Annotated in this window: 28 protein-coding genes; 13 read left to right on the plus strand and 15 right to left on the minus strand. The window is 58.9% G+C overall.

Going from position 1 to position 26341, the window contains the following annotated elements; all coding sequences use genetic code 11:
• Positions 1–6 precede the first annotated feature (6 nt).
• Positions 7–1680: a DNA repair protein RecN gene (gene recN, locus ACQZ45_RS11165; protein ID WP_003513199.1), complete on the plus strand. Its 1674-nt coding sequence runs from the start codon at positions 7–9 to the stop codon at positions 1678–1680.
• On the opposite strand, the gene ACQZ45_RS11170 is transcribed toward recN, so the two are convergent.
• Complete coding sequence (locus ACQZ45_RS11170; RefSeq protein ID WP_003513197.1) at positions 1677–2291, minus strand: LysE family translocator; 615 nt, start codon at positions 2289–2291, stop codon at positions 1677–1679. The two genes, recN and ACQZ45_RS11170, sit on opposite strands and share 4 nt — an antisense overlap.
• A gap of 130 nt (positions 2292–2421) precedes the next feature.
• Here ACQZ45_RS11170 and ligA point away from each other — a divergent pair, with 130 nt between their 5' ends.
• Both ligA and ACQZ45_RS11180 read left to right on the plus strand, forming a co-directional pair.
• Complete coding sequence (gene ligA, locus ACQZ45_RS11175) at positions 2422–4596, plus strand: NAD-dependent DNA ligase LigA (protein ID WP_003513196.1); 2175 nt, start codon at positions 2422–2424, stop codon at positions 4594–4596.
• Positions 4597–4660: 64 nt separating this feature from the next.
• Positions 4661–5554: an aminoglycoside phosphotransferase family protein gene (locus ACQZ45_RS11180; protein WP_111800998.1), complete on the plus strand. Its 894-nt coding sequence runs from the start codon at positions 4661–4663 to the stop codon at positions 5552–5554.
• Between the two features lie 4 nt (positions 5555–5558).
• Here ACQZ45_RS11180 and ACQZ45_RS11185 read toward each other — a convergent pair whose 3' ends face one another.
• Together ACQZ45_RS11185 and ACQZ45_RS11190 are read right to left on the minus strand one after the other, a co-directional pair.
• Complete coding sequence (locus tag ACQZ45_RS11185; RefSeq protein WP_113291175.1) at positions 5559–6083, minus strand: GNAT family N-acetyltransferase; 525 nt, start codon at positions 6081–6083, stop codon at positions 5559–5561.
• Between the two features lie 193 nt (positions 6084–6276).
• Entirely contained in the window at positions 6277–7209 is a 933-nt protein-coding gene (locus ACQZ45_RS11190; RefSeq protein WP_162736129.1) for a DMT family transporter, read from the minus strand.
• Positions 7210–7406: 197 nt separating this feature from the next.
• Between ACQZ45_RS11190 and gcvA the strand changes: the two genes are divergently transcribed.
• Genes gcvA through ACQZ45_RS11205 form a run of 3 tightly spaced genes read left to right on the plus strand, consistent with a single transcriptional unit; the run spans position 7407 to position 9499 of the window.
• A complete protein-coding gene (gene gcvA / locus ACQZ45_RS11195) occupies positions 7407–8309 on the plus strand; it encodes a transcriptional regulator GcvA (RefSeq protein WP_003513188.1) in 903 nt (300 codons plus the stop codon).
• Between the two features lie 43 nt (positions 8310–8352).
• Entirely contained in the window at positions 8353–8961 is a 609-nt protein-coding gene (locus tag ACQZ45_RS11200) for a 3'-5' exonuclease (protein WP_013636498.1), read from the plus strand.
• Positions 8962–9007: 46 nt separating this feature from the next.
• Positions 9008–9499: a CreA family protein gene (locus tag ACQZ45_RS11205; protein WP_003513184.1), complete on the plus strand. Its 492-nt coding sequence runs from the start codon at positions 9008–9010 to the stop codon at positions 9497–9499.
• 213 nt (positions 9500–9712) lie between these two features.
• Here the strand turns inward: ACQZ45_RS11205 and ACQZ45_RS11210 are convergent, their stop codons facing one another.
• A complete protein-coding gene (locus ACQZ45_RS11210; protein WP_003513183.1) occupies positions 9713–10180 on the minus strand; it encodes a chemotaxis protein CheW in 468 nt (155 codons plus the stop codon).
• 85 nt (positions 10181–10265) lie between these two features.
• On the opposite strand from ACQZ45_RS11210, the gene ACQZ45_RS11215 reads away from it, so the two are divergent.
• The 3 genes from ACQZ45_RS11215 (at position 10266) to ACQZ45_RS11225 (ending at position 12279) form a co-directional block, all read left to right on the plus strand.
• Positions 10266–10562, plus strand: coding sequence for a hypothetical protein (locus ACQZ45_RS11215; RefSeq protein ID WP_236742452.1), 297 nt, complete (start codon positions 10266–10268; stop codon positions 10560–10562).
• Between the two features lie 143 nt (positions 10563–10705).
• The gene (gene sco, locus ACQZ45_RS11220) at positions 10706–11305 is read left to right on the plus strand and encodes a cytochrome oxidase assembly protein Sco (protein WP_003513179.1); all 600 of its coding nucleotides are present in this window, start codon (positions 10706–10708) and stop codon (positions 11303–11305) included.
• 95 nt (positions 11306–11400) lie between these two features.
• Positions 11401–12279 carry a 50S ribosomal protein L11 methyltransferase gene (locus tag ACQZ45_RS11225; RefSeq protein ID WP_025594029.1) on the plus strand — a complete coding sequence of 293 codons (879 nt, stop codon included), beginning with the start codon at positions 11401–11403 and terminating at the stop codon, positions 12277–12279.
• Positions 12280–12429: 150 nt separating this feature from the next.
• On the opposite strand, the gene ACQZ45_RS11230 is transcribed toward ACQZ45_RS11225, so the two are convergent.
• Positions 12430–12603, minus strand: a complete 174-nt coding sequence (locus ACQZ45_RS11230; RefSeq protein ID WP_003513176.1) for a hypothetical protein — start codon at positions 12601–12603, stop codon at positions 12430–12432.
• 338 nt (positions 12604–12941) lie between these two features.
• Here ACQZ45_RS11230 and ACQZ45_RS11235 point away from each other — a divergent pair, with 338 nt between their 5' ends.
• On the plus strand, positions 12942–14783 hold the full coding sequence (locus tag ACQZ45_RS11235) for an aminopeptidase P family protein (RefSeq protein ID WP_448742246.1): 1842 nt from the start codon (positions 12942–12944) through the stop codon (positions 14781–14783).
• Here ACQZ45_RS11235 and ACQZ45_RS11240 read toward each other — a convergent pair.
• Complete coding sequence (locus ACQZ45_RS11240; protein WP_025594027.1) at positions 14780–15094, minus strand: AzlD family protein; 315 nt, start codon at positions 15092–15094, stop codon at positions 14780–14782. The two genes, ACQZ45_RS11235 and ACQZ45_RS11240, sit on opposite strands and share 4 nt — an antisense overlap.
• On the minus strand, positions 15091–15810 hold the full coding sequence (locus tag ACQZ45_RS11245) for an AzlC family ABC transporter permease (protein WP_025594025.1): 720 nt from the start codon (positions 15808–15810) through the stop codon (positions 15091–15093). The genes ACQZ45_RS11240 and ACQZ45_RS11245 overlap by 4 nt, the downstream gene beginning before the upstream one ends.
• A 181-nt stretch (positions 15811–15991) precedes the next feature.
• Between ACQZ45_RS11245 and ACQZ45_RS11250 the strand changes: the two genes are divergently transcribed.
• A complete protein-coding gene (locus ACQZ45_RS11250; protein WP_025594024.1) occupies positions 15992–16228 on the plus strand; it encodes a DUF2164 domain-containing protein in 237 nt (78 codons plus the stop codon).
• Between the two features lie 7 nt (positions 16229–16235).
• Here ACQZ45_RS11250 and pncA read toward each other — a convergent pair whose 3' ends face one another.
• On the minus strand, positions 16236–16862 hold the full coding sequence (pncA, locus tag ACQZ45_RS11255; protein ID WP_013636493.1) for a bifunctional nicotinamidase/pyrazinamidase: 627 nt from the start codon (positions 16860–16862) through the stop codon (positions 16236–16238).
• 455 nt (positions 16863–17317) lie between these two features.
• Here pncA and ACQZ45_RS11260 point away from each other — a divergent pair, with 455 nt between their 5' ends.
• Positions 17318–18604, plus strand: coding sequence for a DUF2778 domain-containing protein (locus ACQZ45_RS11260; RefSeq protein ID WP_003513165.1), 1287 nt, complete (start codon positions 17318–17320; stop codon positions 18602–18604).
• A 52-nt stretch (positions 18605–18656) separates the two neighbouring features.
• Here ACQZ45_RS11260 and ACQZ45_RS11265 read toward each other — a convergent pair whose 3' ends face one another.
• The 4 genes from ACQZ45_RS11265 to choX form a co-directional block, all read right to left on the minus strand.
• The gene (locus tag ACQZ45_RS11265) at positions 18657–19082 is read right to left on the minus strand and encodes a DMT family transporter (protein ID WP_003513163.1); all 426 of its coding nucleotides are present in this window, start codon (positions 19080–19082) and stop codon (positions 18657–18659) included.
• Complete coding sequence (locus tag ACQZ45_RS11270) at positions 19079–19561, minus strand: DMT family transporter (protein ID WP_003513161.1); 483 nt, start codon at positions 19559–19561, stop codon at positions 19079–19081. Before ACQZ45_RS11270 ends, ACQZ45_RS11265 begins: the two co-directional genes overlap by 4 nt.
• 110 nt (positions 19562–19671) lie before the next feature.
• Positions 19672–20502, minus strand: a complete 831-nt coding sequence (locus ACQZ45_RS11275; RefSeq protein WP_038491582.1) for an alpha/beta fold hydrolase — start codon at positions 20500–20502, stop codon at positions 19672–19674.
• Positions 20499–21437 carry a choline ABC transporter substrate-binding protein gene (gene choX, locus ACQZ45_RS11280; RefSeq protein WP_162736128.1) on the minus strand — a complete coding sequence of 313 codons (939 nt, stop codon included), beginning with the start codon at positions 21435–21437 and terminating at the stop codon, positions 20499–20501. The genes ACQZ45_RS11275 and choX overlap by 4 nt, the downstream gene beginning before the upstream one ends.
• A 101-nt stretch (positions 21438–21538) precedes the next feature.
• Here choX and betI point away from each other — a divergent pair, with 101 nt between their 5' ends.
• Positions 21539–22135 carry a choline-binding transcriptional repressor BetI gene (gene betI, locus ACQZ45_RS11285; RefSeq protein WP_003513156.1) on the plus strand — a complete coding sequence of 199 codons (597 nt, stop codon included), beginning with the start codon at positions 21539–21541 and terminating at the stop codon, positions 22133–22135.
• A 163-nt stretch (positions 22136–22298) separates the two neighbouring features.
• On the opposite strand, the gene ACQZ45_RS11290 is transcribed toward betI, so the two are convergent.
• The 3 genes from ACQZ45_RS11290 to ACQZ45_RS11300 form a co-directional block, all read right to left on the minus strand.
• The gene (locus ACQZ45_RS11290; RefSeq protein WP_111790712.1) at positions 22299–23111 is read right to left on the minus strand and encodes a glycosyltransferase family 25 protein; all 813 of its coding nucleotides are present in this window, start codon (positions 23109–23111) and stop codon (positions 22299–22301) included.
• A gap of 103 nt (positions 23112–23214) precedes the next feature.
• Positions 23215–25689, minus strand: coding sequence for an ATP-dependent helicase (locus ACQZ45_RS11295; protein ID WP_025594016.1), 2475 nt, complete (start codon positions 25687–25689; stop codon positions 23215–23217).
• Positions 25690–25790: 101 nt separating this feature from the next.
• A complete protein-coding gene (locus ACQZ45_RS11300) occupies positions 25791–26201 on the minus strand; it encodes a carboxymuconolactone decarboxylase family protein (RefSeq protein WP_112682107.1) in 411 nt (136 codons plus the stop codon).
• Positions 26202–26341 lie beyond the last annotated feature (140 nt).

Consider the following 26341-nt stretch of genomic DNA (forward strand, 5'->3'; position numbering starts at 1 on the left):
TAGGCCATGCTGGTCCAGCTCTCGATTCGTGACATCGTTCTGATTGAAAGGCTCGACCTCGGCTTTGAGGCGGGCCTTTCCGTGTTGACGGGTGAGACGGGCGCGGGCAAATCCATTCTGCTTGACAGCCTGTCGCTAGCCCTCGGCGGCCGCGGCGATGGCGGTCTGGTGCGCCACGGGGAAGAGAAGGGGCAGGTCACTGCCACTTTCGAAGTTCCGAACAGCCACCCCACACGGCATCTCCTGCGCGAAAACGGTCTGGATGACGATGGCGACCTGATTTTCCGCCGCGTGCAATCCGCAGACGGACGCACCAAGGCCTATATCAACGATCAGGCCATCAGCGTGCAGATGATGCGTCAGCTGGGGCAGCTACTGGTCGAAATTCACGGCCAGCACGACGACCGCGCTCTTGTCGATACCGATGCCCACCGCACGCTGCTGGATGCTTTTGCCGGGCTGAGCGACGATGCCCGTGCCGTTCAGGGTTTCTACCGCACATGGAAAGACGCCGAGCGGGCGTTGAAAACCCATCGTGCCAAGGTTGAGGCTGCTGCCCGAGAGGCGGACTATCTGCGTTCCTCCGTCGAGGAGCTTGAGGTGCTCTCGCCGCGCGACGGCGAGGAGGAGGAGCTTGCCGAACGTCGGGCGGTGATGCAGAAATCCGAACGTATTGCCGGTGATATCGCCGAAGCGAGCGAGTTCCTGAACGGCAACGCCTCGCCAGTGCCCATGATCGCATCCATGATGCGGCGCCTGGAACGCAAGAGCCACGAGGCGCCGGGATTGCTGGAAGACACCGTGCAATTGCTGGATGCCGCGCTCGACAGCCTTTCCAACGCGCAGATGGAAGTGGAGGCCGCACTTCGCCGCACCGAGTTCGATCCACGCGAGCTGGAGCGGGTGGAGGAACGGCTGTTTGCGCTACGCGCCGCCGGACGCAAATATAATGTCGCGGTGCCTGATCTACCGGCGCTCGCGGAAAAAATGGTCGCGGATCTCGCCGACCTCGATGCGGGCGAAGAAAAGCTCGGCAAACTTGAAGCCAACCTCGGCGTTGTGAAAGCCGATTTCGACCACGCGGCCAAATCGCTTTCCGAAAAACGCCACAATGCGGCGAATGCGCTTTCCGAAGCTGTCATGGCGGAGCTTCCGGCGCTCAAGCTGGAGCGGGCACGTTTTACCGTCGAAGTCAGCTCCGACCCGGAGCAAGCGACGGCTGACGGTATCGACATCGTGGAATTCCACGTTCAGACCAATCCTGGAACGCGGCCCGGCCCGATCATGAAAGTCGCTTCTGGCGGCGAATTGTCCCGTTTCCTGCTGGCGCTTAAAGTCGCGCTGGCTGATCGTGGTTCGGCACCGACACTGGTGTTCGACGAAATCGACACGGGCGTTGGCGGCGCTGTGGCAGATGCCATTGGCCAGAGGCTGCGTCGTCTGTCGAAAACCGTGCAGGTTCTGTCCGTCACCCACGCGCCCCAGGTGGCCGCGCGGGCGGCCACACATCTTCTCATTTCCAAAGGCCCCTCCGGCGACGGCACCGAGCGCATCGCCACGCGTGTCGCTACCATGGAGCCGAAACATCGCACCGAAGAAATCGCCCGCATGCTTGCCGGTGCCTCGGTGACAGATGAGGCGAGGGCTGCCGCCGCCCGCCTGCTTGCCGCCAAGGATTAACGGCTGACGGCCACCGCCACGCCGGAGCCGATCATGACGCCGCCCGCCGCCCGGTTCACCCTGCGGACGATTCTTGGCTCACGCAGCAGCTTTCTTGCCCGCACAGCCAGAACCACATGAGCGCCGATCACAACCCCCTCCACCACGACGATGACGGATGCCAGCGCCAGAAGGTGATCGACCGTCAGCGAGGCGCCGACAACGTTCGGTAGCAACGCCACGTAAAAGAGCGGCATTTTCGGATTTCCGAGATTGAGCGCGGTTCCCGTGGCGAATATCGAAAGAAGGCTATGGCGGCCATTCATGGGTTGCAGATCGGGAACCACAGGTTCCGCTGTCCAGAGTTTGAAGCCCATCCAGATGAGATAGGCCGCGCCGCCATAGCGCAGCACCGCCATCACTGTTCCCATTTCGGCTGCGAGGATCGACAGGCCGAAGGCTGCAAGCGTGAGGAATATCAATATTCCTGCCACGGTTCCGGCCCCATAGGCGAGGCCGGAGGCGGCACCATGGGTGATGGTGCGGGCGACGATCGTCATATTGTCCGGGCCGGGGCTGGCCGCGAACACGAAGAAGGCTGCTGCAAAGGCAATGAGGGTGGTGAGTTCCATGGGGGCTCCGGCTTCCGTTTCATCCGGATGCTCAGAATAGCGGATTCCCGCCTGTTGAAAAGCGAGGATAGTTTTGCGTTTGCCAATAATTCGCTAAAAGCATTGCAGATTCATCCGTGAGGCTTCTTCCATGTCGAAAGACCAGATTCCCGTCGAAAACCTGACCGAGCTTGAGGCCTCTTCCGAGCTGGCATTTCTGGCAGCCGAGCTTGCCCGCCACGATGCGCTTTATCATGGCAAGGACGCGCCGGAAATTTCGGACGCGGACTACGATGCGCTGAAGCGGCGCAACGATGCCATAGAGGCGGCTTTCCCGGCGCTGGTGCGGGCCGACAGCCCTTCGAAGAAAGTCGGCTTCACGCCGCTTCCCACCTTCGCGCCCATCGTGCATGCGCGGCCGATGCTGTCACTCGACAATACGTTTTCTGAAGGTGATCTGCGCGATTTCGTCAGTTCGGTTTACCGCTTCCTCGGGCACCTGCCGGATGATTCGATTGCCTTTACCGCCGAACCGAAGATCGACGGACTTTCCATGTCCATCCGCTACGAGAGCGGCAGGCTGAAGACGGCGGCAACACGTGGCGACGGCACGACGGGCGAGAACGTCACCGCCAATATCAAGACCATCAAGGAAATTCCGAACCAGCTGCCTGCCGATGTACCCGATGTGGTGGAGGTGCGCGGCGAGGTCTATATGGCCAAGAGCGACTTCATGGCGCTCAATGCCCAGATGGAGGCCGATGGCAAGCAGACCTATGTGAACCCGCGCAACACGGCCTCCGGTTCGCTGCGCCAGCTTGACGCCAATGTGACGGCGAAACGCAAGCTGCGGTTCTTTGCCTATGCGCTTGGCGAGGTCTCGAATGGCGGCCAGCCGACGCGGATTGCCGACACGCAATATGGTATCGTCGAGAAATTCCGGGAATGGGGTTTCCCGGTCAATCCGCTGATGAAGCGATTCACGTCTGCCGAACAATTGCTTGAACATTATAATGAAATCGGCGTCGCGCGACCCGATCTCGATTACGATATCGACGGCGTGGTCTACAAGGTCGACCGGCTTGACCTTCAGGAACGGCTGGGTTTCCGTTCGCGCAGCCCGCGCTGGGCCACCGCACACAAGTTTCCGGCCGAGCAGGCCTTCACCACGGTCGAGAACATTGAAATCCAGGTAGGGCGCACCGGCGCGCTGACACCGGTTGCGCGTCTTACCCCGATTACCGTCGGCGGCGTCGTCGTCACCAATGCGACGCTACACAATGCCGATTACATCGAGGGTATCGGCAATAGCGGCGAGCGCATTCGGCCCGAGGATCATGATATCCGCATTGGCGATACTGTCATCGTGCAGCGTGCAGGCGATGTCATTCCGCAGGTGCTGGATGTGCTTCTGGAAAAGCGCCCGGCTGAGGCGGTGAAATATGCGTTTCCGGAGAAATGTCCTGTGTGCGGCAGCCATGCGGTGCGGGAGCGCAATGAAAAGACCGGCAAGCTCGATTCGGTCACGCGATGCACCGGCGGTTTCGTCTGCCGGGCGCAGGCGGTCGAGCATCTGAAACATTTCGTTTCGCGCAATGCCTTCGATATCGAGGGATTGGGTAGCAAGCAGATCGATTTCTTCTTCGAAAGCGAGGATCCGGCCCTCTCCATCAAGACCGCGCCTGATATTTTCACGCTGAAGGCGCGGCAGGAGGCATCGCATCTTACCAAGCTCGAAAACATAGATGGCTTCGGCAAGGTCAGCGTCAAGAAACTGTTCGATGCCATCGATGCTCGCCGCGAGATCGATCTGCATCGGCTTATCTTCGCTCTCGGCATTCGTCATGTCGGTGAAACCACGGCGAAGCTTCTGGCGCGTTCCTATGGCACCTATGAGCATTTCGAGGAAGCCATGAAGGCGGCAGCCGACCCGGCGAGCGATGCCTGGGCCGAACTCAACAGTATCGATGGCATCGGCGAGGTCGTGGCGCGCGCCATCATCGAATTCTACAAGGAACCGCGCAATCTCGATGTCATCGACCGGCTGATACGGGAGCTGCGGCCGAAGGAGGCCGAGAAGCCCTCGACCGAAGGCAGCCCGGTAGCGGGCAAGACGGTGGTCTTTACCGGGTCTCTGGAAAAATTCACGCGCGACGAGGCCAAGGCCCGTGCGGAAAGTCTGGGCGCCAAGGTGGCCGGTTCCGTATCGAAGAAGACGGATATTCTGGTGGCCGGGCCGGGGGCAGGTTCCAAGCTTGCCAAGGCGGCGGAGCTGGGCGTTCAGACCATGGACGAGGACGAGTGGCTGGCGCTGATCGGTGGCTGAAGCACCGTCATCGCCTCGCTGTTTTGCGCCGCTATGGGTCTCATCCTGAAACAGGGAACGGGACATGGATGACCGCATCGTCATCTCTACGAAGCACGTTCGAGCGCTGATCGCAAGCCAGTTTCCGCAATGGGCGGGGCTTGATGTCAGGCCGGTGGAACTGAGCGGCTGGGATAATCGCAGCTTCCGCCTTGGTGATGATATGCTCGTTCGCCTGCCGAGCGCTGGCCGCTATGTGGCACAGGTGGAGAAGGAGCATCGCTGGCTGCCGAAGCTTGCGCCTCTTTTGCCTCTTCCGATCCCAAAGCCATTGGCGATTGGTGCGCCGGGACAAGATTATCCGTTTCCATGGTCCGTTTATGGCTGGCTTGATGGCGAGCCTCTCGCCCGGCATCTTGGGCATATAAATCTCGCAACAATAGCCGTCGACGTAGCAGCGTTTTTGAAATCCCTGCAGGGCATCGATGCGACGGATGGTCCGCTTGCGGGCGAGCACAATTTCCACCGCGGTGGGTCGCTTGCAGTCTATGACGGCGAGGCGAGGGCGGCGGCGTTGCGCCGTGCCGATGAGGTCGATCAGAGGCTGGCCACGGAAATATGGCAGCTTGCTCTTTCGAGCAGCTGGCAGGGCCAGGGCGTTTGGGTGCATGGCGATATTGCCGAAGGCAATCTGCTGGTGAGAGATGGCCGCCTCTCAGCCGTCATAGACTTCGGCAGTTCCGGGGTCGGAGACCCGTCTTCCGATCTCATTCTGGCATGGAACGTGCTCGACGCCGAAAGCCGGAACGTCTTTCGCCTGGCGATGGATCTCGACAATGCCACATGGCAGCGCGGGCGCGGCTGGGCGCTGTGGAAGGCGTTGATCACGCTTGAGGCTCAACGTGGACGTGATGAGAAACTGGCCGAATGGTCACGTCGGACCATTCGGGAAGTGATTGCCGATCATTTGTCCGCCTGAAACATCAGCGCAGACGTGCCATGACGTAGGCATCCACATATTTGCCGTCGCGATAGGCATCGTTGCGCAAGGTGCCCTCGCGTTCGAAACCGAGTTTCTCATAGAGCCGGAGGGCGGCGAGATTGTCGGTGAAGACATTCAGTTCGATGCGACGGATATCATGCCAGTTATCGGCCGCGTCGATGAGTGCCGTCAGAAGCCTTGAACCGACGCCCTTTCCGGCGAAATCGTCGTGAACGGACATCGCAAGATCGGCGACATGGTACTGTCTGCCCGCTCTGCGATATAATCCGGCGTTACCAACGAGCTTTCCGTGCCACTCCGCGACGATGACGATGTCGGTAGGGGCTCTGTTTTCTATCGATTTTCTCGTCTTTTCAATCGTCTGGAAAGGCTGCCGAAGGGTGCCGTGCCGGACGCCGGGAAGGTTGAGCATTTCCGTCAAGGCTTCGACGTCTTCAAGCCGGGTCGCACGCAGGACAACGTCCTTTAGATCAAATGGCTTGTTTGTAATATCCGCTGGTTTCATGTTCAGGCCTGTCTCCTTGTGGCGCGTTCGGAGCAGGCGTGACACCCCTGCTCTTATCGGCAGGGGTGGATGTTGATCGCTCAGTGCGCGGACATGCCTTTCCCTGCCGGTTGACCGGTCATCGTCATATGGCGGGTGGTCGTCGTTTTGATAGCGATCATGATGGCGAGAATGCTTTTACGAACTGTCACTGTCAAGCGGGTGCCTTGCGCAGGAAATCTCTTAGTTTTGCCGGCAGCCTGCCGTCAATCGCGGCAAGGCCGGCGGCAATCATCGCCATTCCAGCGAAGTGCTTGATTTCCAGCTGTTCTCCGAGAATGAGCGAACCTAGAAGGATGGCGCTGACGGGAATGAGGAAGGTGACGAGCGCGAGATTGGTGGCGCCGGCAGTTGCAAGGATGCGAAAGAAGATGAGGTAGGCCAAGGCCGTGGACAAGAGCGCGATACCGATGAGTGCGCCCCAGGTGCCGAGGCTCGGCATGGCAAGCGTCCAAGGCTTGTCAATGAGGAGCGCGGCGGGGATCAGCATCAGTGTCGAGGACGATATCTGGCCGGTGGCGGTCATCAGTGGCGGCACGCCCATGGCCTTGAAGCGGCGGCCGAATATGCCCGCGAAAGAATAGGAGATAGCTGCGCCGAGAATGGCAATCTGACCCCAGAGGCCGGAGATCGCACCGCCAAAGGCTGCCGGGCCGATCATCGTCGCCACGCCGGCGAAACCGATGAGAACACCCGCCAGCTTGTTGCCCGTCATCTTCTCGTCGGCTGTGAGGAAATGGGCGACGATGACGGTAAAGAGTGGCGTCGTCGCATTGAGGATCGAGGCCAACCCGCTGGCAATATGGGTCTGGCCCCAAACGATCAGGCAGAAGGGAATGATGTTGTTGAGCAGGCCCATGCCGAAAAAGGCGCGCCATACGGACCATTGCCGTGGCAGATGAAGACCCATGATGCGGCAGACGATCAGCAGTGCCGTGGCAGCGAGGCTGACACGCAGCGTGACGATGGTGACGGGTGGCAGTTCCTTGACGGCAATGCCGATGAAGAAGAACGATCCGCCCCACAGCAGCGAGAGCGCCACAAGCATCCCCCATTCGCTGGCATCCATCTGTTTTTGTATTGCCACCTTCGTCTCTCCCACCGCTGGAAAATTGAAATAGTCACAGAGAACGCCACGTTCAGCCACCCGATATCGGTTGAGTTTACCTCAATCAGTCGTCTGGCAATCTTGGTTCCGTCCGTGCCCGTTGCATCTATTTACTCCTCATATTATGCTGTTTTCAAACGATAGTTTCTCGTCGGATAATTGAGCTCAGCTAAACCATGGTTGCAGAACTCCCTTCCTTGAAAGGATTGCAGGCCTTTGAGGCTGCGGCGCGCTACCGCAGTGTCACGCTTGCCTCCAACGAGTTGAACGTCACCCCCGGCGCGGTCAGCCTGCAAATCCGGGAGCTGGAAGCCCGCCTTGGCGTGCAGCTGTTTGTCCGCAAGCCGCGCAGCATCCAGCTGACGAGGGAAGGGGAGCGGTATTACGGTTCCCTTCGCACCGCATTCCGAATGATGCGCGAGGCGACGGCGGAACTGACGGCGCGATCAGAGATTACGGTCTTGACGTTAAGCTGCACGCCAACTTTTGCGGTGCAATGGCTGATGCCGAGATTGCCCGGCTTTCAGCAACAACATCCGCAAGTGGATGTTCGTATCAGCGTGACGAACCGGCTGGTGGATTTCTCAAGGGACGATGTCGATCTGGCCGTGCGTCACGGTTTTGGTCGCTATGAAGGGCTGGAAAGCATCCGATTCATAGACGACAGCACCTTGCCGGTCTGCTCACCACAACTTTTTGAAAAATATGGCCCGCTTCGGGTGGCCGGTGATCTGAAATGCGTGCCGCTTCTGCACGATGAAAACCGCAACGAGTGGCGGCGCTGGCTGGAAACGGCGGGCGCTACAGAGGTCGATGCTTCCGGGGGCACCGTGTTCATCGACAGCAACGGCGCGCTGGACGCGGCCAAGGCCGGGCATGGTGTTGCGCTGACGCGGCGATCGCTTGTTTCCCGCGAACTTGCCGAGGGAGCGCTGATAGCTCCCTTCGGCACGGACATTGCAAGCACGCTTGCCTATTTCCTGGTTTATCCGCGGCGCATGCTTGATAATCCCGATCTTGTGAGGTTGCTTGACTGGATGCTTGCGGAAGCGGGATCTACCGAAGCCGGTTCTCTTTGACGCCAATCCGGTCTATGCCGGAATGAAACAACGGGAATCACTCTTGAAAACCATCGCCATCGATTTCGAGACCGCCAATGAGGAACGGGGTAGCGCCTGCTCCATCGGGCTTGCGTGGATAGAAGACGGTGAGATCGTTCGCGTCGAGGAACGGCTCATCCGGCCGAAGGACATGCGGTTCTCGCCCTTCAATATTGCCGTGCACGGTATTCGCCCTGCCGATGTAGAGGATGCGCCGGAATTCCCTGATGTGATGGAAGAATTTATCGACGATTTCCACGGCGCCACGATGATTGCCCACAATGCCGCCTTCGATTTCAGCGTCATGCGGGCATCCTTCGACAAATACCGGCAGTCCTATCCTGATCTTTCCTATCTGTGCAGCGTCAAGATTGCCCGCCATGTCTGGCCGCAGCTGGCGTCGCACAAGCTGAATGTGATTGCCCATCACCTCCAGCTGCGTTTCGTGCACCATAACGCCGCCGAAGATGCCGTCGTCTGCGCTGCGGCATCGATTGCGGCGGCCAGGGCGTTGCGCGTTGACCATATCCGCGACCTGCCGGAAAAGATCGGCATGGTTGCCGGCCGTCTCACTTCCACGGGCTATCAGCCTTGCAGCATGAAAAAACGTGTTGTCTCGCGGGTTGCGTAACCGTTCCCCACACCTATGTCTGAAGTAGCATAACGGAGAACATGCGATGACGATGAAAACGCTCTCGGGTTTGTTTGCAGGCTTTCTGGTGTTGTTTCCGGTGACGGTTGCGCATTCGGAGGTCGTCGGTAAGGTCGGTGTCGATTGGATCGGCAACGATATCGTCATCGAGGCTATTGCCGATCCCAAGATCAAGGGCGTGACCTGCCATGTCACTTATTTCGATCGTGGCGTCATCGACCGGCTGAAGAATGGCAATTGGTTTGAGGACCCTTCCAACAACGCCATTTCGTGCAGCCAGACGGGACCGGTCGAAATCGGCGACATCGATCTGTCGAAGGGCGGCGAAGAGGTGTTCCGGCAGGGCATGTCGCTGGTGTGGAAGAAGCTGGTCGTCAGTCGCGTTTACGACAAGGCGAATGACACGCTGATCTATCTGGTCCATGCGCGCGAGCTGAAGGATGGCTCGGCCAAGATGGCGATTTCGACGGTGCCTCTCTATAACCAGCAGGTGACGTGGGAAAAGGGCAAGCCTTGAGGCTTTGCCCTTGGCACTGCTGACACCGTAATTCACCCGCGACGTCATCCTCGGACCTGTCCCGAGGATACAATCACGTATCTCAAAATCGATAGGTTGTAGATGCTCGGAACAGGCCCGAGCATGACGGAGGAGAGGTTTCCGACCCTGCCGTGCCCCTCAGGGCAAGCTGTGGAACCTGCGCGTTATATTATCAAAACCTCACCGGCTCTATTAAGCCGCTTCGCGCGCCAGCTCGTCGGCAATCACGGTGTCGAGGTTGAGGAAGCACACCATGCTCTTTTCCAGCGCCACGATGCCGCGGCAGAAGTTGCGCTGTTCTTCGGGAATGATGTCGGGCGCGGGCTGCAGGTCTTCGGAGCGGATGGTCATCATGTCGGAAACCTGTTCCACCAGAAGTCCGACCAGCTTGCCGCCGATATCGGTGACGATGATGGCGGAGCGCTCGGAGGGTTCGGTCATTTTCATGCCGAGGCGGCCTGCCATGTCGATGACGGGGATGACGGCGCCGCGCAGGTTGATGAGGCCGAGAACATAAGGCGGCGTGTGCGGCATCGGGGTAACCGGCGCCCAGCCGCGGATTTCGCGGATCGCCATGATGTCGATGCAGAATTCCTGACCGCCGAGATGGAAGGAAACGATTTCGAGATATGCGCCGGATTGCTTGATGGCGTTGGACATGACGGCAGGTTTCCTCTGGCGGCTCTTAGGCAGGCCCATGCATGATTGAGCTTTATGCGGTGGCCGGAGTGGACCGGGAGACATCATGTCGGAACTTAAAAACCGCTATGGCCATATTGCACAGCAAGATTTTAAACTTTCCCTAACAATTGGCGGTGCCGCGCTCGCAAAACCCAGTATTTTGGCGGTTTTCGTGCTGGTGCAAACAGGTTATAACAGACGCATGAACGCAATCGTTGCCAATCCGCTGAAGTTTATTCTTGCAAGCCTTGCGGTAGCGGCCTCGCTTGCCGTCGTGCTTCTCGCCTTCGATGGCTGGGTGCGACACGGCACGGATATTTTCCTCTCCGCCGTGCAAAGCGGCATCGCCTGGTGTCTGTAATCTGCCGTCCCGTCCCGGCTTTGTGACAAATCAGCGCGGTTTACGCAAATACGCCCAGTTGATTTGCCGTCGCCACCGCTGTTCGTTATCAGACGGTGGAGGCCCACGTCATGCGGCCGGCCTTCGGGGGTAGGATTAGGACAATGAGAAATATTCGCATCGTATTGTGGGCCGTGGTGGTCGTTCTTGTCGGTGTCGTCAGCTGGTTGACGCTCGAAATGACGAAGACCCGTGAGGAAATGGTGGAAACGGCCTATGGCGTGCCGTTCGAACTCACGGCGCAGAACGGTCAGCCGATCACCGAAAAGGCGTTTCAGGGCAAGCCCACAGCGCTCTTTTTCGGTTTCACCCATTGCCCGGAAGTCTGCCCAACGACGTTGTTCGAGCTGAACGGCTGGATGGAGAAGGTAGACCCGGCCGGCGACAAGCTGCAGGCTTATTTCGTGTCCGTAGACCCCGAGCGCGATACGCCTGAGCTCATGCAGCAATATGTCTCCAACGTCTCGAAGCGGATCACCGGAATCACCGGTCCGGCCGACAAGATTGCCGAAACGCTGAAAGGCTATCGCATCTATGCCAAGAAGGTGCCGGTCGATGACAAGGATCCGAATGGTGACTACACCATGGATCACACGGCTTCCGTCATCCTGCTTGACGCCAATGGTCGTTTTTCCGGCACCATCGCCTATGGCGAGAACCCCGATGTTGCCGAGCAGAAGCTCCAGAATCTGCTGAAGGGTTGAACGAGACGGCATAATTGTGCCTGGCTTATTGGACTGGCGGAGGTTTTGTGGCAAATGCAAGCCTTAAGAACCTTAGCTAGAGAAAGCAGCCTGCCGTGAGCGAAATCCGACTTTACGTCACCACGACCGAAATCAAGGCCGGTGAAATCCTCGATCTCATGTCGGACTATTTCGGCGAGGAGGATGTCGCGATCGCCACCACCGAGGTGGATGAGAAACGCGACATCTGGGAAGCTTCGGTTTACCTGATGGCCGAGCAGGAAGACGAATTCCGCGAGCGCATCGACACCTTGCTGGCACCGGCCTTTCCTGGCCTCGCCATCGAAAAGGAGATCGTTCCCGACATCGACTGGATCGCCAAGTCGCTCGAGGGGCTGAAACCGGTACGGGCAGGGCGCTTCATCGTTCACGGCGCGCATGATCGCGATAAGATCAAGCCCAACGATCTGGCCATCGAGATCGAGGCTGGTCAGGCTTTCGGCACTGGCCATCATGGCACGACAGCGGGCTGCCTTGAGGTGATCGAGGATGTTCTGCGGGCGCGGACCGTGCGCAATGCGCTCGATCTCGGCACCGGCAGCGGTGTATTGGCAATTGCCGTGCGCAAGATGCGCCATATTCCGGTACTCGCAACGGACATTGATCCCATCGCGGTGCGCGTTGCCAGGGAGAATGTGCGGCTGAACGGCATCGTCTCCGGGCTGGCGCTTGAAACCGCTCCGGGTTTCCACTCCGACGCTTTCCGCAAATACGGCCCGTTCGATCTCATCATCGCCAATATTCTGGCGCGGCCGCTCATCAAGATGGCGCCGCAGCTTGTCACGCATCTGGCGCCCGGCGGCACCGTCATCCTGTCGGGAATTCTCGCATCGCAGCGCTGGAAGGTGCTTGCGGCCTATAATGGCGCGCGGCTCTCCCACGTCCGCACCATCTGGCGCAATGGCTGGGTCACGCTGCATCTACGCAAGGACTGACGCTTCAGCAGCATCCGTTTCCGGACAAAGAAAAGGCGGCGCTTTCGCGCCGCCTGAAAACCCGCGAGCATATTGGAGGAGAATCGCTCAAGCGGGTCGACGTATTCCTGTTCCTGCGCGGTGGAGGGAGGATCGCCGCGCCCGAAGTGATCAGAATACGTAGCTGGACTTTGCGGTGCGGCGAAGTTCGGCGCGGTTCATGCCGAGCGCTTCGAGCGACTTGTCGTCGAGGTTGAGCAGGGCTGCGTTGACATGACGGCTGACCTGACGCTCGCGTGCTTCAATGACGCGATCGAAAGCGGTGCGGAGGAAAGATTTTGCCATTGCTTCAAATCCTTGTTTGCCAGGAGAGTGTGTCTCTCGCTGTGTTGGCTTGAAGATAAGCGATGTGTTTTTGTTTGGTTAGGGGTCCTGCCTCAAGGTAGGTATGCGTTTTTCACATGTCTGCGGCTTTTCAATATTACTTATTTAGGGAAAATTGCTCAATTTAGCGGCGTCTTTTCTCGGCCTTTGGGGTAAATGGCAGCGCACGTGCCTGTCGTAATGGTTGATGGCACATATGGCTTGAAACCGGGTTTGCCGGCATGGCATTGTCGTTGCGCGCCAATGATTTGACGGCGTTATCGACCAGCTTTCCTCATGACAGTTCCCGAAAGATGCCCATGTTCCAGACCTTCGAAAACAAATCCGCGCCGCAATTCGGCAAGGCCCGCGTCGAGGCGCTGCGTGCCAGTTTCGACGCCCTTGGTATCGATGGTTTCCTGGTGCCGCGTGCCGATGAATATCAGGGCGAATATGTACCTGAATCATCTGAGCGTCTGTCATGGCTGACCGGATTTACCGGCTCTGCGGGCATTGCGCTGGTAACGCGCGCAGAGGCGGTGGTGTTTGTCGATGGTCGCTATACCACGCAGTTGAAGTCGCAGGTCGATCAATCGGTGTTCAGCGGTGGTGATCTGGTCGGTGCCCCGCCTTCCGTCTGGTTGTCGGGGCACGGGGCTGCGGGCTTTCGGCTCGGGATCGATCCATGGCTGCATACCGGCGCTGAATTGAAGCGGTTGGAAAAGGCGCTTGCGGGGAAGGGCGGTTCCGTCGTCCTGCTCGAAAACAACCCACTCGATGCCCTGTGGCACGACCGCCCGTCCGAACCGCTGGAGCCTGTCGTCATTCAGCCGGAAGCCTTCACCGGCAAGCTGGCGAAGGAAAAGATCGCCTCGCTGGCGGAGACGGTGTCTACCAAGGGAGCCGATGCCCTGCTGGTGACAGATCCGTCTTCCATTGCCTGGATTTTCAATATTCGCGGCAACGATGTGCCGCACACGCCGCATCCGCTTGCCCGCGCCATCATCTATGCGGATGGCAAGGCTGATATTTTTCTCGACAAACGCAAGACCGGTATCGAGGCCGAGGCCTATCTGGCACAGCTGGCGACGCAATTGCCGCCATCGAATATCGCCGATCGTCTGCACGCCATTGCCAGCGCCAAGGGCCGCGTCATGGTGGACGCCGATCTGACGCCTGTGGCGCTGACAGGGGCGATTACAGCGGCGGGTGGCACCTTGATCGAGGAGGCCGATCCCGTCCGCTTGCCGCGCGCGTGCAAGAACGCGGCGGAGCTTGCCGGCTCGGCAGCGGCACATGTGCAGGACGGCGCGGCTATGGTTGAATATCTGTGCTGGCTGGATCGTCAGCAACCGGGCAGCGTTACCGAAATCGCGGCCGTGAAGGCGCTGGAGGCTGCGCGCGCCAAGGTGGGGCAGTCTCTCCAGAATCCTCTAAAGGACGTGTCTTTCGATACGATTTCAGGCGCTGGCGAACATGCCGCCATCATCCATTATCGCGTCACCACCGATACGGACCGGACACTTGGCGATGGTGAGATGTTCCTCGTCGATTCCGGCGCGCAATATGTCAACGGCACCACTGACATCACCCGCACCGTGGCAATCGGCAATGTGCCGGAAGATCAGCGGCGTTTCTTCACGCTGGTGCTGAAGGGCGTGATCGCCATCAGCGACGCACGGTTTCCCAAGGGAACGCGCGGTTGCGATCTCGATCCCCTGGCGCGTATCGCGTTGTGGAAGGCCGGTGCAGATTATGCTCATGGCACCGGCCACGGCGTCGGCTCCTATCTTTCGGTGCATGAGGGGCCGCAGCGTATTTCTCGGCTTTCGACGCAGGAACTTCTGCCGGGCATGATTCTGTCGAATGAGCCCGGTTATTACCGCCCCGGCGCTTTTGGCATCCGCATCGAAAACCTGATCTATGTGCGCGAGGCGGCGGAAGTCGCGGGCGGCGATCAGCCGATGTTGTCCTTTGAGACCCTGACCTGGTGCCCTATCGATCGCAGGCTGGTCGTCACGGCACTTTTGACCGACGACGAACTGGACTGGCTGAATGCCTATCACGCCGGCGTTCTGGAAAAGCTCTCGCCTTTGATCGCGGATGAAGAGGTGAAGGCGTGGCTTGTTGCGGCCACGCAGCCTCTGGCGCGGAACGCTTAAAGGATAGAAAAGTGCCTGATGGCGATAACGATCGCCCAGCCAATGGTCAGCATCGTCAGGCCGGGGAAACGCAGGCAGACCAGAAGAGCGGCCACCATCGCGATCTTCACCTCGTATCCGCCTTCAAAAAAGGCGGGTGCGACAAGGGTCGTCAAAACCGCTACGGGAACGGCGTTCAATCCCGCCTCCATGCGCGGCGGGATTGATTTCATCCGCGTCATCAGAACATAACCGCCGATGCGGGTAAGATAGGTGGCGACGGTGGCGAGCGCGATCAGGATCAGCGTGTCGGCGTGCAGCAGATCGCTCATGGCGTTTCCACCTTGCTTTCAGAATTGGCCTCGCCGGTTGGTTTCGGCGGATAGACGACTGCGACGAGAATGCCGGCAAGCGCGCCGAGGCTGACATGCCAGGGCGAGCCGACGATGTGATAGGCAACGGTTGCGCCAAGAGCGCTTGCCAGCATCACCGGGTAAAAATTCTCCCGCTGGCGGAAGCTCAAAACCATGCCCATGAAATAGATCGGCAAAAGGACATCAAGGCCGATGGCTTTCGGGTCGCCGACGAGATTGCCGAGCGATGCGCCGACAATGGTCATCACCAGCCACAGAATATAGATCGGCGTGGCGAAGCCCATGTACCAGGCGAAACCGACCACGCCGGTGTTTTCGTATTTCCTGACCGACTCGGCGAATTGTGGATCCACCAGCACGAAGAACCCGATGGCCTTTTGCAGGAAAGTCCAGTTGGTGATCATTCTGGCAATGGCGGCCGAATAGAGAATATGGCGAAAATTGACGGCAAACACCGATAGAACGATCAGCCAGGGGGCTACTTTCTGGCCGAATAATTCGATGCCGACCAGCTGGCTGGCACCGGCATAGACGGTGCCGCTCATGATCGTCGCTTCGGCGACGCTCAGCCCGTTATCGACCGCGACCGCGCCGAACAGCGCGCCAAAGGGAGCGGCGGAAAGGGCTATCGGAAAGCCGCTTTTGAGGCCTTCGCGGAAATCTGCATTAGACATTGTTCAGGAACTCCTTGCCCGCCGCTCTATCGCCGTCCCGGCCGGCTGGCAAACAAATTGCATGAATGGATCGATTGATTCCCTTGAAGCTTCCGTTACGGTAACGCCGATACGCGACGTCGGACGGAAGGCCTCACCCGGTTTTTGCTCCCCGCCCAAACGATTGAATAATGGAGGATCAATGCTGGAGAAGCAGGAAAGGGCAGTGCTGGCCGCGCGTGTTCGGGAGTATCTGGCCCGGGAGACCGAAACCGAGATCGGCTTGCTGCAGGCGGAAATCTTCGTCGACTTTCTGGCCGAAGAAGTCGGATATGTCTTTTACAATCAGGGGCTCAAGGATGCGCACGCCGCGATCCTGCGGCGTCTGGAGGATGCGGCAGGCGATATCGACGTGCTGGAGAAGCCGAGGCTGCGATGACCGGCCCTCAGTCGCGTAAAATGTCGCGGCTTTTGAGGATGGTGGCGCCTTTTTCCCGCATGGCCGCAATCGACGCCTGTATACCTTGGGGATCGATGCCGCGGCTGGCATCCTCGATGAAACGAACCTTGACGCCAGGCAGCATGTCGAGGGCATCGAGCACCGAGAAACTGACGCAATAATCGGTGGCGAGCCCGCATATGTCGAGCTGGGTTACGCCTTGGCGTGTCAGATAATCGGCAAGACCTGTCGTTGCCCCCTGATCATTGTCGCGAAAGGCGGAATAGCTGTCGACGGCGGGATTTTCGCCTTTCTGCTGGATATAGTCGAAAGCCTCCGTCTTGAGGTCGGGATGGAATTCCGCATCCGGCGTGCCCTGCACGCAATGGTCGGGCCACATCATCTGCGGTTTGCCGGAGAGTTCACCCATATCGAACGGCTTCTTGCCGACATGCTGCGAGGCAAAGCTACCGTGATTTTCCGGGTGCCAATCCTGCGAGGCGACGATCAGATCGTAACCGCCATTGTCGATCAGGGCATTGGCGACGGGCACGATCCGGTCGCCATCGGCGACAGCCAGATTACCGCCCGGACAAAAGCCGTTCTGGATATCGATGAGCAGCAGCGCCTTCATGATTTGCCTCCCTTATTTCCGGCAGGATGCCAAGCCGGCAGCAACGGATCAAGTGCCCTTACCAGCTTTGTGTGTGCTTGACGGCTGATGGCATAGATTTGCTCCGTCGCAGTCCTGCCGCATTTACAGCAAATTTCCGGCAAAGTCGGAATTTACCTGACGATGCGGCGACGTAAACTTTAAAGGCCGATGACGCCCTGCGGGGCATTTTCCGGGAAAAGGCGATGCAGATGCATGCCCAGCCCGCGCAAGTCATTGTTTTGCCTTCGCCCGATAATGCGCAGACCTTAACGAATTATTTTTGCAGGGACTCGTAAACACTTTGGTTACCATAATTCGTCATGCTTCGAACCAGTCAGTTCCGAAATCGGCCGGGTGTCCACCCGCTGTTCGGATGCCCCAAAATCCCTCCGGCTTTGCCCGGGTGTGCGTGAACGGTTCGAGTAACGAGTATCATGGCGTATTCTGCTGCGGCTTATAATGGCGCCGGTCTTGCCGGTTCGTCTTGCCTCAAGAGAGGCAAATCCTTTTCTCTTGGCCGAATGTCCGCTCTGCTTGGCGGTGGTGCCTTTGCCGGTCTGTTCGCCTTCGCTGCCTTCGCCTCGCTTCACACGATGGCGGCCGCATCGCATGGTGTCGGGCAGTTTGAGAAGACGCTGGTGGCGAGGCTGGAGTCTGGCGAGGCTGCGATTTCCGGCGCAGCCGCACGCGATATTCACGTCCGCAAATTTTCCCGTCTGAGCGACCACAGCCATGGCCCGCAGAAGGCGGTTCGCCTTGCCGGCATCATGCCCGAAATCGGCGAGAAGGAGTTCCGTGAGCGTTTTGGCGCGGCTGCGAACGCGAAGGGGCAGGCGACAGTCAAGGAACTTGCAGCGCTGCGGCCCTCCGCCATCGTCGATTCGGCGCTTGGACGCACCGCAGAGGTCGCCTATCAGAGCGCCGCATCGCAACATCCGGCATTTGAAGTGGCATTAGGGCGCCCGCAGATCGAGGAAGAGGCGAGCAGCCTGCTTCCGGACGACGTCCCTTTGCCAAGCTTCCGGCCCGAGGTTGCGGCTGCCGAAACGGTGGAGCCATCACCCCGCCCCGCCGTTCTAGCGAAGACCGATGAACACCCGGCAGCCGTTGCTTCCGCACCTGCTTTCGATGCGCCGGTGCCTGCGCGTGCACCCCAGCAGCCGCGGCAGGGCACGGCCGGCATGCTCGCCTTTGCAAAACCTAATAATCCGGTGCGCGAGCCGAGCAAGATGGATGCGGTTCCGTGGCCGGATCGCGGCAACGGCACGGCGATCTACGATATTTCCTCCGGCCTGGTTCATATGCCGAACGGCGAAAAGCTCGAGGCACATTCGGGCATCGGCAAGATGCGCGACAACCCGGACTATGTTCATGTGAGAATGCGCGGCTCGACGCCGCCCTCCAGCTATCGTCTGACGATGCGCGAGGCGCGGTTCCATGGCGTCGAAGCAATCCGTCTGACGCCGGAAAATGGCGTCAATCCGCATGGCCGCGACGGTCTTCTCGCCCACACCTACATGCTGGCGAAACGTGGTGAATCGAATGGCTGCGTTGTGTTTCGGGATTACTCCCGGTTCCTTGCGGCCTTCAAACGTGGCGAAGTCAAACGCATGGTCGTGGTGCCGAAGCTGAATGGTGGTCGCCCGACGCTCGCAAGCAGCGGTGGCAAGAGTGGCGGCAAGACCCTGCTGAGCATGTTCTCACGCGATAGCGATACCTGATTTACGCTTTCCCGGACGTAAAACCGCTGCACATTTTTACTGGAGAAATGCCCTAGCGGCCGCGTCGCTGGGTCAGCACCATGCCGGCGAGAATCAGCAGAATGCCGAGTGCGCTCGCCCAGAGTTTCGGCGGCTGATCGCTGAAAAAGTCGAGCACGACGCTTGAGACCATCTGGCCGCTGATGACGAGAAGTGCGGTATTGACCGCGCCGATGCGGGGGATGAGCCAGCTTCCCGAAGCGATGAAGACAACACCGATGGGGCCACCGATGAAGGCAAGCCACGGCGCGTCGGCCGCGCCCGGCGGAATGAGGCCGCCGACGATGAGGCCGATGACGGTCAATACCCCGAAACCGACGATATGGTTCCAGAACGAGGCAATCAGCGGTGAGTTCGACAGGCTGAGGCGGCCGTTGACCTGACGGCTCAGTGCCACGAAGACGCCGCCGGTAAACGCCATGGCTATCCAGACGATCATGCCGTTCTCCCGACAAGGATAATAAGTGCGCTGCCACAGAGAATCAGCGCCACCGCCGCCATGTCACGCAAATCCGGCCGCCGTTTGGGCAGGCCAAACAGGCCGAAGAAATCGGCCAGAAGGCTGAAGATCACCTGTCCGCCCAACCCGAGCGCGATGGTGCCGGAGAGGGCAAGCGGCGAATTGACGGCGGTGGAGGTGAGGATGACGATGGCCGCACCAATCACCCCACCGCAATAGGCCCAGAGCGGCGCCTTCGGTTTGGCCAGCGCACCCGCCTCCGTCTTCGGGCGCATGATCGCGAGATAGATCAGCGCCGCCACCGTGCCGGTGCCGTGTGCAGTCCAGGAGGAGAAAAGTGCGTTTCCGTAATGCGCAAGCTGGCCGTTGAAATGCACCATCAATGTCAGAAGACAGCCGCTTGCGAAGGCGGCGGCAAGGTGCAACGGGTTCAGGCGGGGATGGGTCGTTTCTGTCATGGCCAGCCAAAATATGATTATTCAGCGAAGCGTTACAACATCGGCACCTGAATCGAAATCGATTTGTCAGTTGTTTCCAGAAACATGTGCAACCAGCGCACTCCATCTTCTCACTTAGCGCAGTCTGACATAACATCCGCGAAAAAATCGGCGATCAGCGTGGATACGCCCTTCGGGTTTTCCCAATGCGGATTGTGGCCATGCCCATCGAGCGTAACGGTTTGAGCCTCGGGAAAGGCGGCGGCCAATTTTCGACGATGCGACGCGCCGAAAAGGGGGTCTTCGAAACCGGCGAGGCATAGTACCGGTTTTTTTATTCTGGACGCGCTGTGATGCAGGTTTGTATCCGCAAAGCGCTCAACGACGCCATGCCAGATGGCGGCCGGCATGTTGGCGGCATCCTGTTTCATTTTCGACAAAAAATCATCGTCGACTGGCTGACTGCACGAATACCAGCCGCGCAGAAAGCCGCTATTGGGTCCGATCGGGTCCCGAAGTGCGAGAATATCTCTGGTCAACTGGCTTTCCGCGCCAAAATCCGGCTCAAGCGTTGCCGAGATGAGGGCAAGAGCCCGGATCGTGTCGCCTCGCCGGGCGGCAAGTTCGATAGTGGTCATCGCACCCATGGAGTGGCCGAGCAGAAACAGCCGTGAAATACCCAGGAGCGTTAGAAACCGATCGACCGTTTCGGCGAAATCAGCGACATGCAGGCTCTGTCCTGCCGAGGAAACACCGTGTCCGGGCAGGTCAGGGACGATGAGCCTGTATTCGCTGAAAAAAGGCTCAAGCATGGAGAAGCTGCGGCTGGTGTCCGAAAAACCATGCAGCATCAGCAGGACTGGGCCCGGACCGCCGGTGTCGATGAAAGCCAGCTGGCGACCGCGGGGCAATTCTACATATTGCTTCCGCTTCTCCCAATCATCCTGCAATATTGCTGTCACAGGCCGATCCCCGCCTTTACGGCAGTGAGACCATCCTGCTCGTCGAACGTCGATACGCCCTTCAGCCAGGCGTCCAGTCTTTGCGGCTCATCCTTGATCGCCTGCCTTGCCGCGTCTTCCGGGGACATTCCACCGTTCATGATATAGTCCATGCCCTTGTTCTCGTACTCCACGTCGAATGCGAGATTGTCGAGCAGCTTCGCCACATTCGGGCATTCCTGCAGGTAGCCTTTGCGTACCTGCGTATCGACTGTTGCAGCGCCGAAGTCGGGCCCGTAAAATTTATCGCCGCCCGTCAGGTACTTGATGTCGAATTTGCTGTTCATCGGGTGCGGCGCCCACCCCTGGAAAACAATGAAGGACTTGTTGCGGGCGAAACGGGTTACCTGCGAAAGCATGCCCTGTTCGCTGGACTCGACCACTTCCCAATTGTGCAGTCCCAGTGCCGGATCGTTGACGGCATCCAGCATCAACTGGTTGGAGCCCGGTTCGATGCCGTAGAGCTTGCTGTCGAACTTGTCCGCGAATTTTTGCAGGTCGGAGAAATCCCTGACACCGGCATCCCAGACATAGGTCGGAACCGCGAAAGTGTATTTGGCGCCTACAAGATTGGTTCGGACTTTTTCGACCGATCCGTCTTCCTTGTAAGGCTTGTAGTAGTTCACCATTGCCGGGTTCCAATAGCCCAGAAAGACGTCGAGATCCTTGCTCTTCAGGCTCGTGTAGATGACGTCGATCCCGAGTAGCTGGCTTTGCGGCTCATATCCCAGTGATTTCAACAGCGACATGGCGATGCCGGTGGTGAAAGCAAGATCGTTCCAGCCCGGCTCGGCCAGTCGCACAACCTTGCAAGTTTCAGCATCCGATGCGAGCGCGGAATTGCCGACGGTCGTCAAAACCATCGCGGCCGAAAAAACACCTGCCCATTTTTTCATTGTTCCACCTTTTTTGTCTATTGGGTCATTATACTGACCGGTGGGACAATAATTGATCTTCACGGAAAATTTGTCAATATTGCTCACGCAAGGAGACAAAGATGCGACTGACCAAGATAAGCGATATTCGCCGGGCGGAGCTGAGGCGGGCTGCATTCGAAGTTCTTCAGCGTGAGGGAATGGCGGGTGCCACGCTTGAAAGGGTGGCGGCGCAGGCAGGCGCCTCAAAAGGCATCGTGCTGCATTATTTCGCCAACAAGCAGGAACTGTTCGAGCACGCGATGCGTGAAGCCAATGTGAAGCTGAAGGAGGCCGTGGTGGCGCGCCTCAATCGGGCGGTCAGTCCGCGTGAACGGCTCGATGCGATTATCGAGGCGAATTTCGACGAGAGCTTCTTTCAGCCCTCGATCTGCCACGCCTGGCTGTCGCTTTGCGCCGAGGTTCCGCGCGAGCCGCAGCTCGCCAGGATTCAGAAGGTGATCCATGCGCGGATGCGCTCCAATCTTTTGTCGGCTTTGGCGCATCTCGTGCCGAGGCAAGACTGCGCAACTGTCGCGCTCGGGATCACTTCGCTTATCGACGGCCTCTGGTTGCGCTCAGGATTGCAGTCCGGTGGTTTGACGCGCGAGGAGGCAATGGAGCAAATGCGGGATTACCTGTCTCACAGGTTACCGCACGCAAAAGCTGGCAATCCGTAGGGAACCAGTACGCGCGCTTCGCATTATTCCACCATGAAGAAAACGACGCGCAAACCCTTGAACCGGATGACGATTTTCGTCATTTCGATTTTCACTCTCGCAGCTGTGATCGCCGCGGTCTATCTGGTTGGGTTCACGCCCGGCGAAGTGTAGGCCAGCGCAGTCAATTGCCGGTGGGAACGGTCTTGCCCTTGCCGCGCTCCAGCGCAACGGTCAGCTTGGCAACGCCAAAGCGGAGGCTGCGCATGAGGAAACGGCTGGTTTCCAGAAAAGTGCGGTAGGGCAGTACGGTGAAGTAGCGCCAGCGGGGCAGACGGTATATCCGCAGATTGTTCTGGATCTGGCTTTCCCCGTCCGCATCCTGCGTGGCGCAGAGTGGGTAGATGAAGGCTGCCTTCAGGCCAGCGAGGTATTCCAGGTCGAAGGCAATATCGTAGGCAAGCCGCATGGGGATCAGCTTCGAGATCCATTTGCCGGCGCGGCGGTTGACGAGATATGCGCCCGAACCCTTTTCCCGCGTCAACGCAATTGCGAGTGAGCGTCCGCCAACGAGCTTGCGGAACGGAAACTTGCGACCGTTGCTGACCGTGGTCAGCCGAAGCAGATCCCAGTCGCTCCCGTTCACTATCGCCTCGTCGATTGCTTCCAGGAAATCCTTTTCGAAGACGACATCGTCTTCAAGAATGAGCGCGATATCGGCATCGCTGCCCATGAACCTGTTGGCACAGGCGACATGGCTGAGATAGCAGCCGATTTCCGGCGGCGAGGTGCGGCGGCCATGCATGAGCATATAGGAAAGCTCGCTGAATTCCGGGATAGGATAATTCAGTTCACGGCCATTGACGCCTGGGACCCGCTCTGCCTTCAGCCCGATGGCGTCGAGGCGTGCGTTCATGTCCTCGAGGCGCTTGGTGGCGCTGTCCATATTGATCAGGAAAACGGCAAGCTTGCGCCCGCTTTTCGGTAAAATATGCAAAGCAGTCCTCGCCCGGTTTCTGCACCCTGTTGCAACTCCTTTATTGCAACGGCGTGACGCGGGCTACGGAAAAAGCTGCGTTCGTGCACTCATAGTTGCCGAATCAAACCTTTTCCACAAATCCATCCAGCACACGCTTTTGTCCGGCGCGGTCAAAATCGATGGTCAGTTTGTTACCCTCGATGGCGGAGATGTTGCCATTGCCGAATTTGATATGGAAAACGCGGTCTCCGACCACGAATTTCGACGGTGTGTCGGCAACCGATTTGGCCACCAGTTCGCCGTCGATCGTGCGGGCGCGGGGCCCGCTTTCGCCATAACCAATCCTCTCGACCGCATGGCCGGAGCGTGTGCCCCAGTTATCGCGGGTCGCGTCGGACTTGTTGGCCTGGGCACGTTTCCAGCCGGGGGTGGAGTAGTTGTTGGCGAAGGGCTCCGCCTTGTCGAAACGGGACTGGCCATAACCGCCGCGTCCGCCGTAACCACCGTAATTGCTGTCGGATGCCGCGACATCCACGTGCGCTGGCGGCAGTTCATCGAGAAAACGCGAGGGCAGGGTGGATTGCCACAGACCATGGATACGCCGGTTCGATACGAACCAGATATGGCATAGCTTCTTGGCGCGGGTGATGCCGACGTAGGCGAGACGACGTTCTTCCTCCAGACCGGAGCGGCCGCCTTCGTCCAGCGCCCGCTGGTGCGGGAACAGACCTTCTTCCCAACCGGGAAGGAAGACGGTGTCGAATTCCAGCCCCTTGGCGGAATGCAGCGTCATGATGGAGACGGCATCGAGATTTTCGTTCTGCTCGGCATCCATGACGAGCGCGACATGCTCGAGGAAACCGCGCAGGCTCTCGAAGGCCTCCATCGAGCGGATGAGTTCCTTCAGGTTTTCCAGTCGGCCGGGCGCTTCCGCCGTCTTGTCGGCCTGCCACATGGCAGTATAGCCGCTTTCGTCCAGGATCTGCTCGGCAAGCGTGGTGTGTTCGGTGTTTTCCAGAAGCCCCTGCCAGCGGCGGAAATCCTGCACCACGTCGAACAGCGCCTTGCGCGCTTTCGGTTTCAGCTCGTCGGTCTCGATGATGTCGGTCGCTGCCGCCAGCATCGGAATGTCGCGGGCGCGGGCGTAATCATGCAGATTGCGGATGGTCGTGTCGCCCAAGCCGCGCTTGGGGGTGTTGACGATGCGCTCGAAGGCCAGATCGTCGGCCGGCTGGCAGACAAGGCGAAAATAGGCCATGGCATCGCGGATTTCGAGACGCTCGTAGAAGCGCGGACCGCCGATCACGCGGTAATTGAGGCCAAGCGTGACGAAACGGTCTTCGAACTCGCGCATCTGGAAGGAGGCGCGAACGAGAATGGCCATGTCGTTCAGCTTGTGGTTCTTGCGCTGAAGCTGCTCGATTTCTTCACCGACGGCGCGGGCTTCCTCTTCGGAATCCCAGGCCGCATGCACCACGACCTTCTCATCGTCGGGGCTGCTGCGCTCGGTGAACAGGGTCTTGCCGAGACGCCCTTCATTATGGGCGATCAGATGGCCGGCGGTGCCCAGAATATGCTCGGTGGAGCGATAGTTACGCTCCAGCTTGATGACCTTGGCGCCGGGAAAATCCTTGTCGAAGCGCAGGATGTTGTCCACTTCGGCGCCGCGCCAGCCATAGATCGACTGGTCGTCGTCGCCGACGCAGCAGACGTTTTGCGGCTCGCCTTTGGGGCGCTGGGCAAGAAGCCTGAGCCACATATATTGCGCCGTATTGGTGTCCTGATACTCGTCCACCAGAATGTAGCGGAATTTCTGGTGGTACTCCTTCAGAATATCGGGATTGCGGCGGAAGATGCTGATGGGGTGCAGCAGAAGATCGCCGAAATCGCAGGCGTTCAGCGTTTTCAGCCGGTTCTGATAGGCCGTGTAAAGTTCGCGGCCCTTGCCATTGGCAAAGGCGCGGGAATCGCCCTCGGGAATATCCGGCGGTGTCAGTCCCTTGTTCTTCCAGCCGTCAATCATGCCGGCGAATTGTTTGGCCGGCCAGCGCTTGTCATCAAGACCTTCGGCCTGGATAAGCTGTTTGATCAGCCGCACCACATCGTCGGTGTCGAGAATGGTGAAATCAGACTTCAGGCCGATGAGTTCGGCATGGCGACGCAGGAGCTTGACACCGATGGAGTGGAAAGTGCCGAGCCAGGGCATGCCCTCAACCGCGCCGCCGACCAGAACGCCAATACGTTCCTTCATCTCGCGGGCGGCCTTGTTGGTGAAGGTCACGGCCAGAATCTGGCTGGGATAGGCGCGTCCGGTCGCCAGAATATGGGCGATGCGGGTGGTGAGAACGCGGGTCTTGCCGGTGCCGGCGCCCGCAAGCACCAGAACCGCGCCGTCCAGTGTCTCCACGGCTTCGCGCTGTTCCGGGTTGAGACCGGACAGATAGTCGGGCGTGGGCCGGGCCTGATCGCGTGCCGCCATGGCGCGCGCGGCAATGCCAAGCCCGCCGGCGTTGCCTGCATCGGCATTGTTCGTCGCCTTGCGCGGCGCCTCAGGTTCTTCGTCGAAGAACGGCATATCGTCAAAACTGTTGCTCATGCGGCCCAATGTAGTGATTCGGGATATAAAGGCTAGAACCGTGTTCTGCTTTTATTCCGGTATCATCCGTCAAAACGCCTATTCCAAGACGTTTTTTCGTCTCAGGCCCGCCTGTCGGCATCAAAAGCCGTGTCCACCGGCAATTGCAGCGCCACGGCCAGTTGGTTGGTCTTGGCGGCAAGGGCGATGACGCGCATGAGATCGGCATGCTGTTCGCCCGTCATGCCCTTGGCTTTTGCAGCTGCGGTATGGGAGTGGGCGCAGTAGGAGCAGCCATTGGTGACGGAAACGGCGATATAAAGCATTTCCTTCACCAGCGGATCGAGCGCTGAAGGTGTGGCCATCACCGCCTTGACCTCGGCCCAGGTCTTTTCCAGAAGATCGGGGTCGAAGGCGAGGTAGAGCCACATATTGTTGATGAAATCCGATTTCCGCGTTGTGCGGATATCGTCGAACACAGCCTTGACGCGCGGGTTGGCTTCGGCATTTTCGGCTTTCGTTACGGTGCTCATGCATTCCTCCGGTCATGGCTATTTCAGCTGCAGATTACCGTATTGGCGAATGTTTGCGACAGAAATGGCCGTCAGTGCGCTTTCGACGACAATTCATCACAAATTACAATTATGTAAGGAACGGATTTGTGCGTTGCCTT

The organism is Agrobacterium sp. 16-2014-1-2a, from assembly GCF_053522705.1.

Excerpts from the sequence above, each read along its gene's own strand:
- recN (WP_003513199.1), top strand. The coding sequence starts at position 7 with ATGCTGGTCCAGCTCTCGATTCGTGACATCGTTCTGATTGAAAGGCTC.
- ACQZ45_RS11170 (WP_003513197.1), bottom strand. The coding sequence starts at position 2,291 with ATGGAACTCACCACCCTCATTGCCTTTGCAGCAGCCTTCTTCGTGTTC.
- ligA (WP_003513196.1), top strand. The coding sequence starts at position 2,422 with ATGTCGAAAGACCAGATTCCCGTCGAAAACCTGACCGAGCTTGAGGCC.
- ACQZ45_RS11180 (WP_111800998.1), top strand. The coding sequence starts at position 4,661 with ATGGATGACCGCATCGTCATCTCTACGAAGCACGTTCGAGCGCTGATC.
- ACQZ45_RS11185 (WP_113291175.1), bottom strand. The coding sequence starts at position 6,083 with ATGAAACCAGCGGATATTACAAACAAGCCATTTGATCTAAAGGACGTT.
- gcvA (WP_003513188.1), top strand. The coding sequence starts at position 7,407 with ATGGTTGCAGAACTCCCTTCCTTGAAAGGATTGCAGGCCTTTGAGGCT.
- ACQZ45_RS11205 (WP_003513184.1), top strand. The coding sequence starts at position 9,008 with ATGACGATGAAAACGCTCTCGGGTTTGTTTGCAGGCTTTCTGGTGTTG.
- ACQZ45_RS11210 (WP_003513183.1), bottom strand. The coding sequence starts at position 10,180 with ATGTCCAACGCCATCAAGCAATCCGGCGCATATCTCGAAATCGTTTCC.
- ACQZ45_RS11215 (WP_236742452.1), top strand. The coding sequence starts at position 10,266 with ATGTCGGAACTTAAAAACCGCTATGGCCATATTGCACAGCAAGATTTT.
- sco (WP_003513179.1), top strand. The coding sequence starts at position 10,706 with ATGAGAAATATTCGCATCGTATTGTGGGCCGTGGTGGTCGTTCTTGTC.
- ACQZ45_RS11230 (WP_003513176.1), bottom strand. The coding sequence starts at position 12,603 with ATGGCAAAATCTTTCCTCCGCACCGCTTTCGATCGCGTCATTGAAGCA.
- ACQZ45_RS11235 (WP_448742246.1), top strand. The coding sequence starts at position 12,942 with ATGTTCCAGACCTTCGAAAACAAATCCGCGCCGCAATTCGGCAAGGCC.
- ACQZ45_RS11240 (WP_025594027.1), bottom strand. The coding sequence starts at position 15,094 with ATGAGCGATCTGCTGCACGCCGACACGCTGATCCTGATCGCGCTCGCC.
- ACQZ45_RS11245 (WP_025594025.1), bottom strand. The coding sequence starts at position 15,810 with ATGTCTAATGCAGATTTCCGCGAAGGCCTCAAAAGCGGCTTTCCGATA.
- ACQZ45_RS11250 (WP_025594024.1), top strand. The coding sequence starts at position 15,992 with ATGCTGGAGAAGCAGGAAAGGGCAGTGCTGGCCGCGCGTGTTCGGGAG.
- pncA (WP_013636493.1), bottom strand. The coding sequence starts at position 16,862 with ATGAAGGCGCTGCTGCTCATCGATATCCAGAACGGCTTTTGTCCGGGC.
- ACQZ45_RS11260 (WP_003513165.1), top strand. The coding sequence starts at position 17,318 with ATGGCGTATTCTGCTGCGGCTTATAATGGCGCCGGTCTTGCCGGTTCG.
- ACQZ45_RS11265 (WP_003513163.1), bottom strand. The coding sequence starts at position 19,082 with ATGATCGTCTGGATAGCCATGGCGTTTACCGGCGGCGTCTTCGTGGCA.
- ACQZ45_RS11270 (WP_003513161.1), bottom strand. The coding sequence starts at position 19,561 with ATGACAGAAACGACCCATCCCCGCCTGAACCCGTTGCACCTTGCCGCC.
- choX (WP_162736128.1), bottom strand. The coding sequence starts at position 21,437 with ATGAAAAAATGGGCAGGTGTTTTTTCGGCCGCGATGGTTTTGACGACC.
- betI (WP_003513156.1), top strand. The coding sequence starts at position 21,539 with ATGCGACTGACCAAGATAAGCGATATTCGCCGGGCGGAGCTGAGGCGG.
- ACQZ45_RS11295 (WP_025594016.1), bottom strand. The coding sequence starts at position 25,689 with ATGAGCAACAGTTTTGACGATATGCCGTTCTTCGACGAAGAACCTGAG.
- ACQZ45_RS11300 (WP_112682107.1), bottom strand. The coding sequence starts at position 26,201 with ATGAGCACCGTAACGAAAGCCGAAAATGCCGAAGCCAACCCGCGCGTC.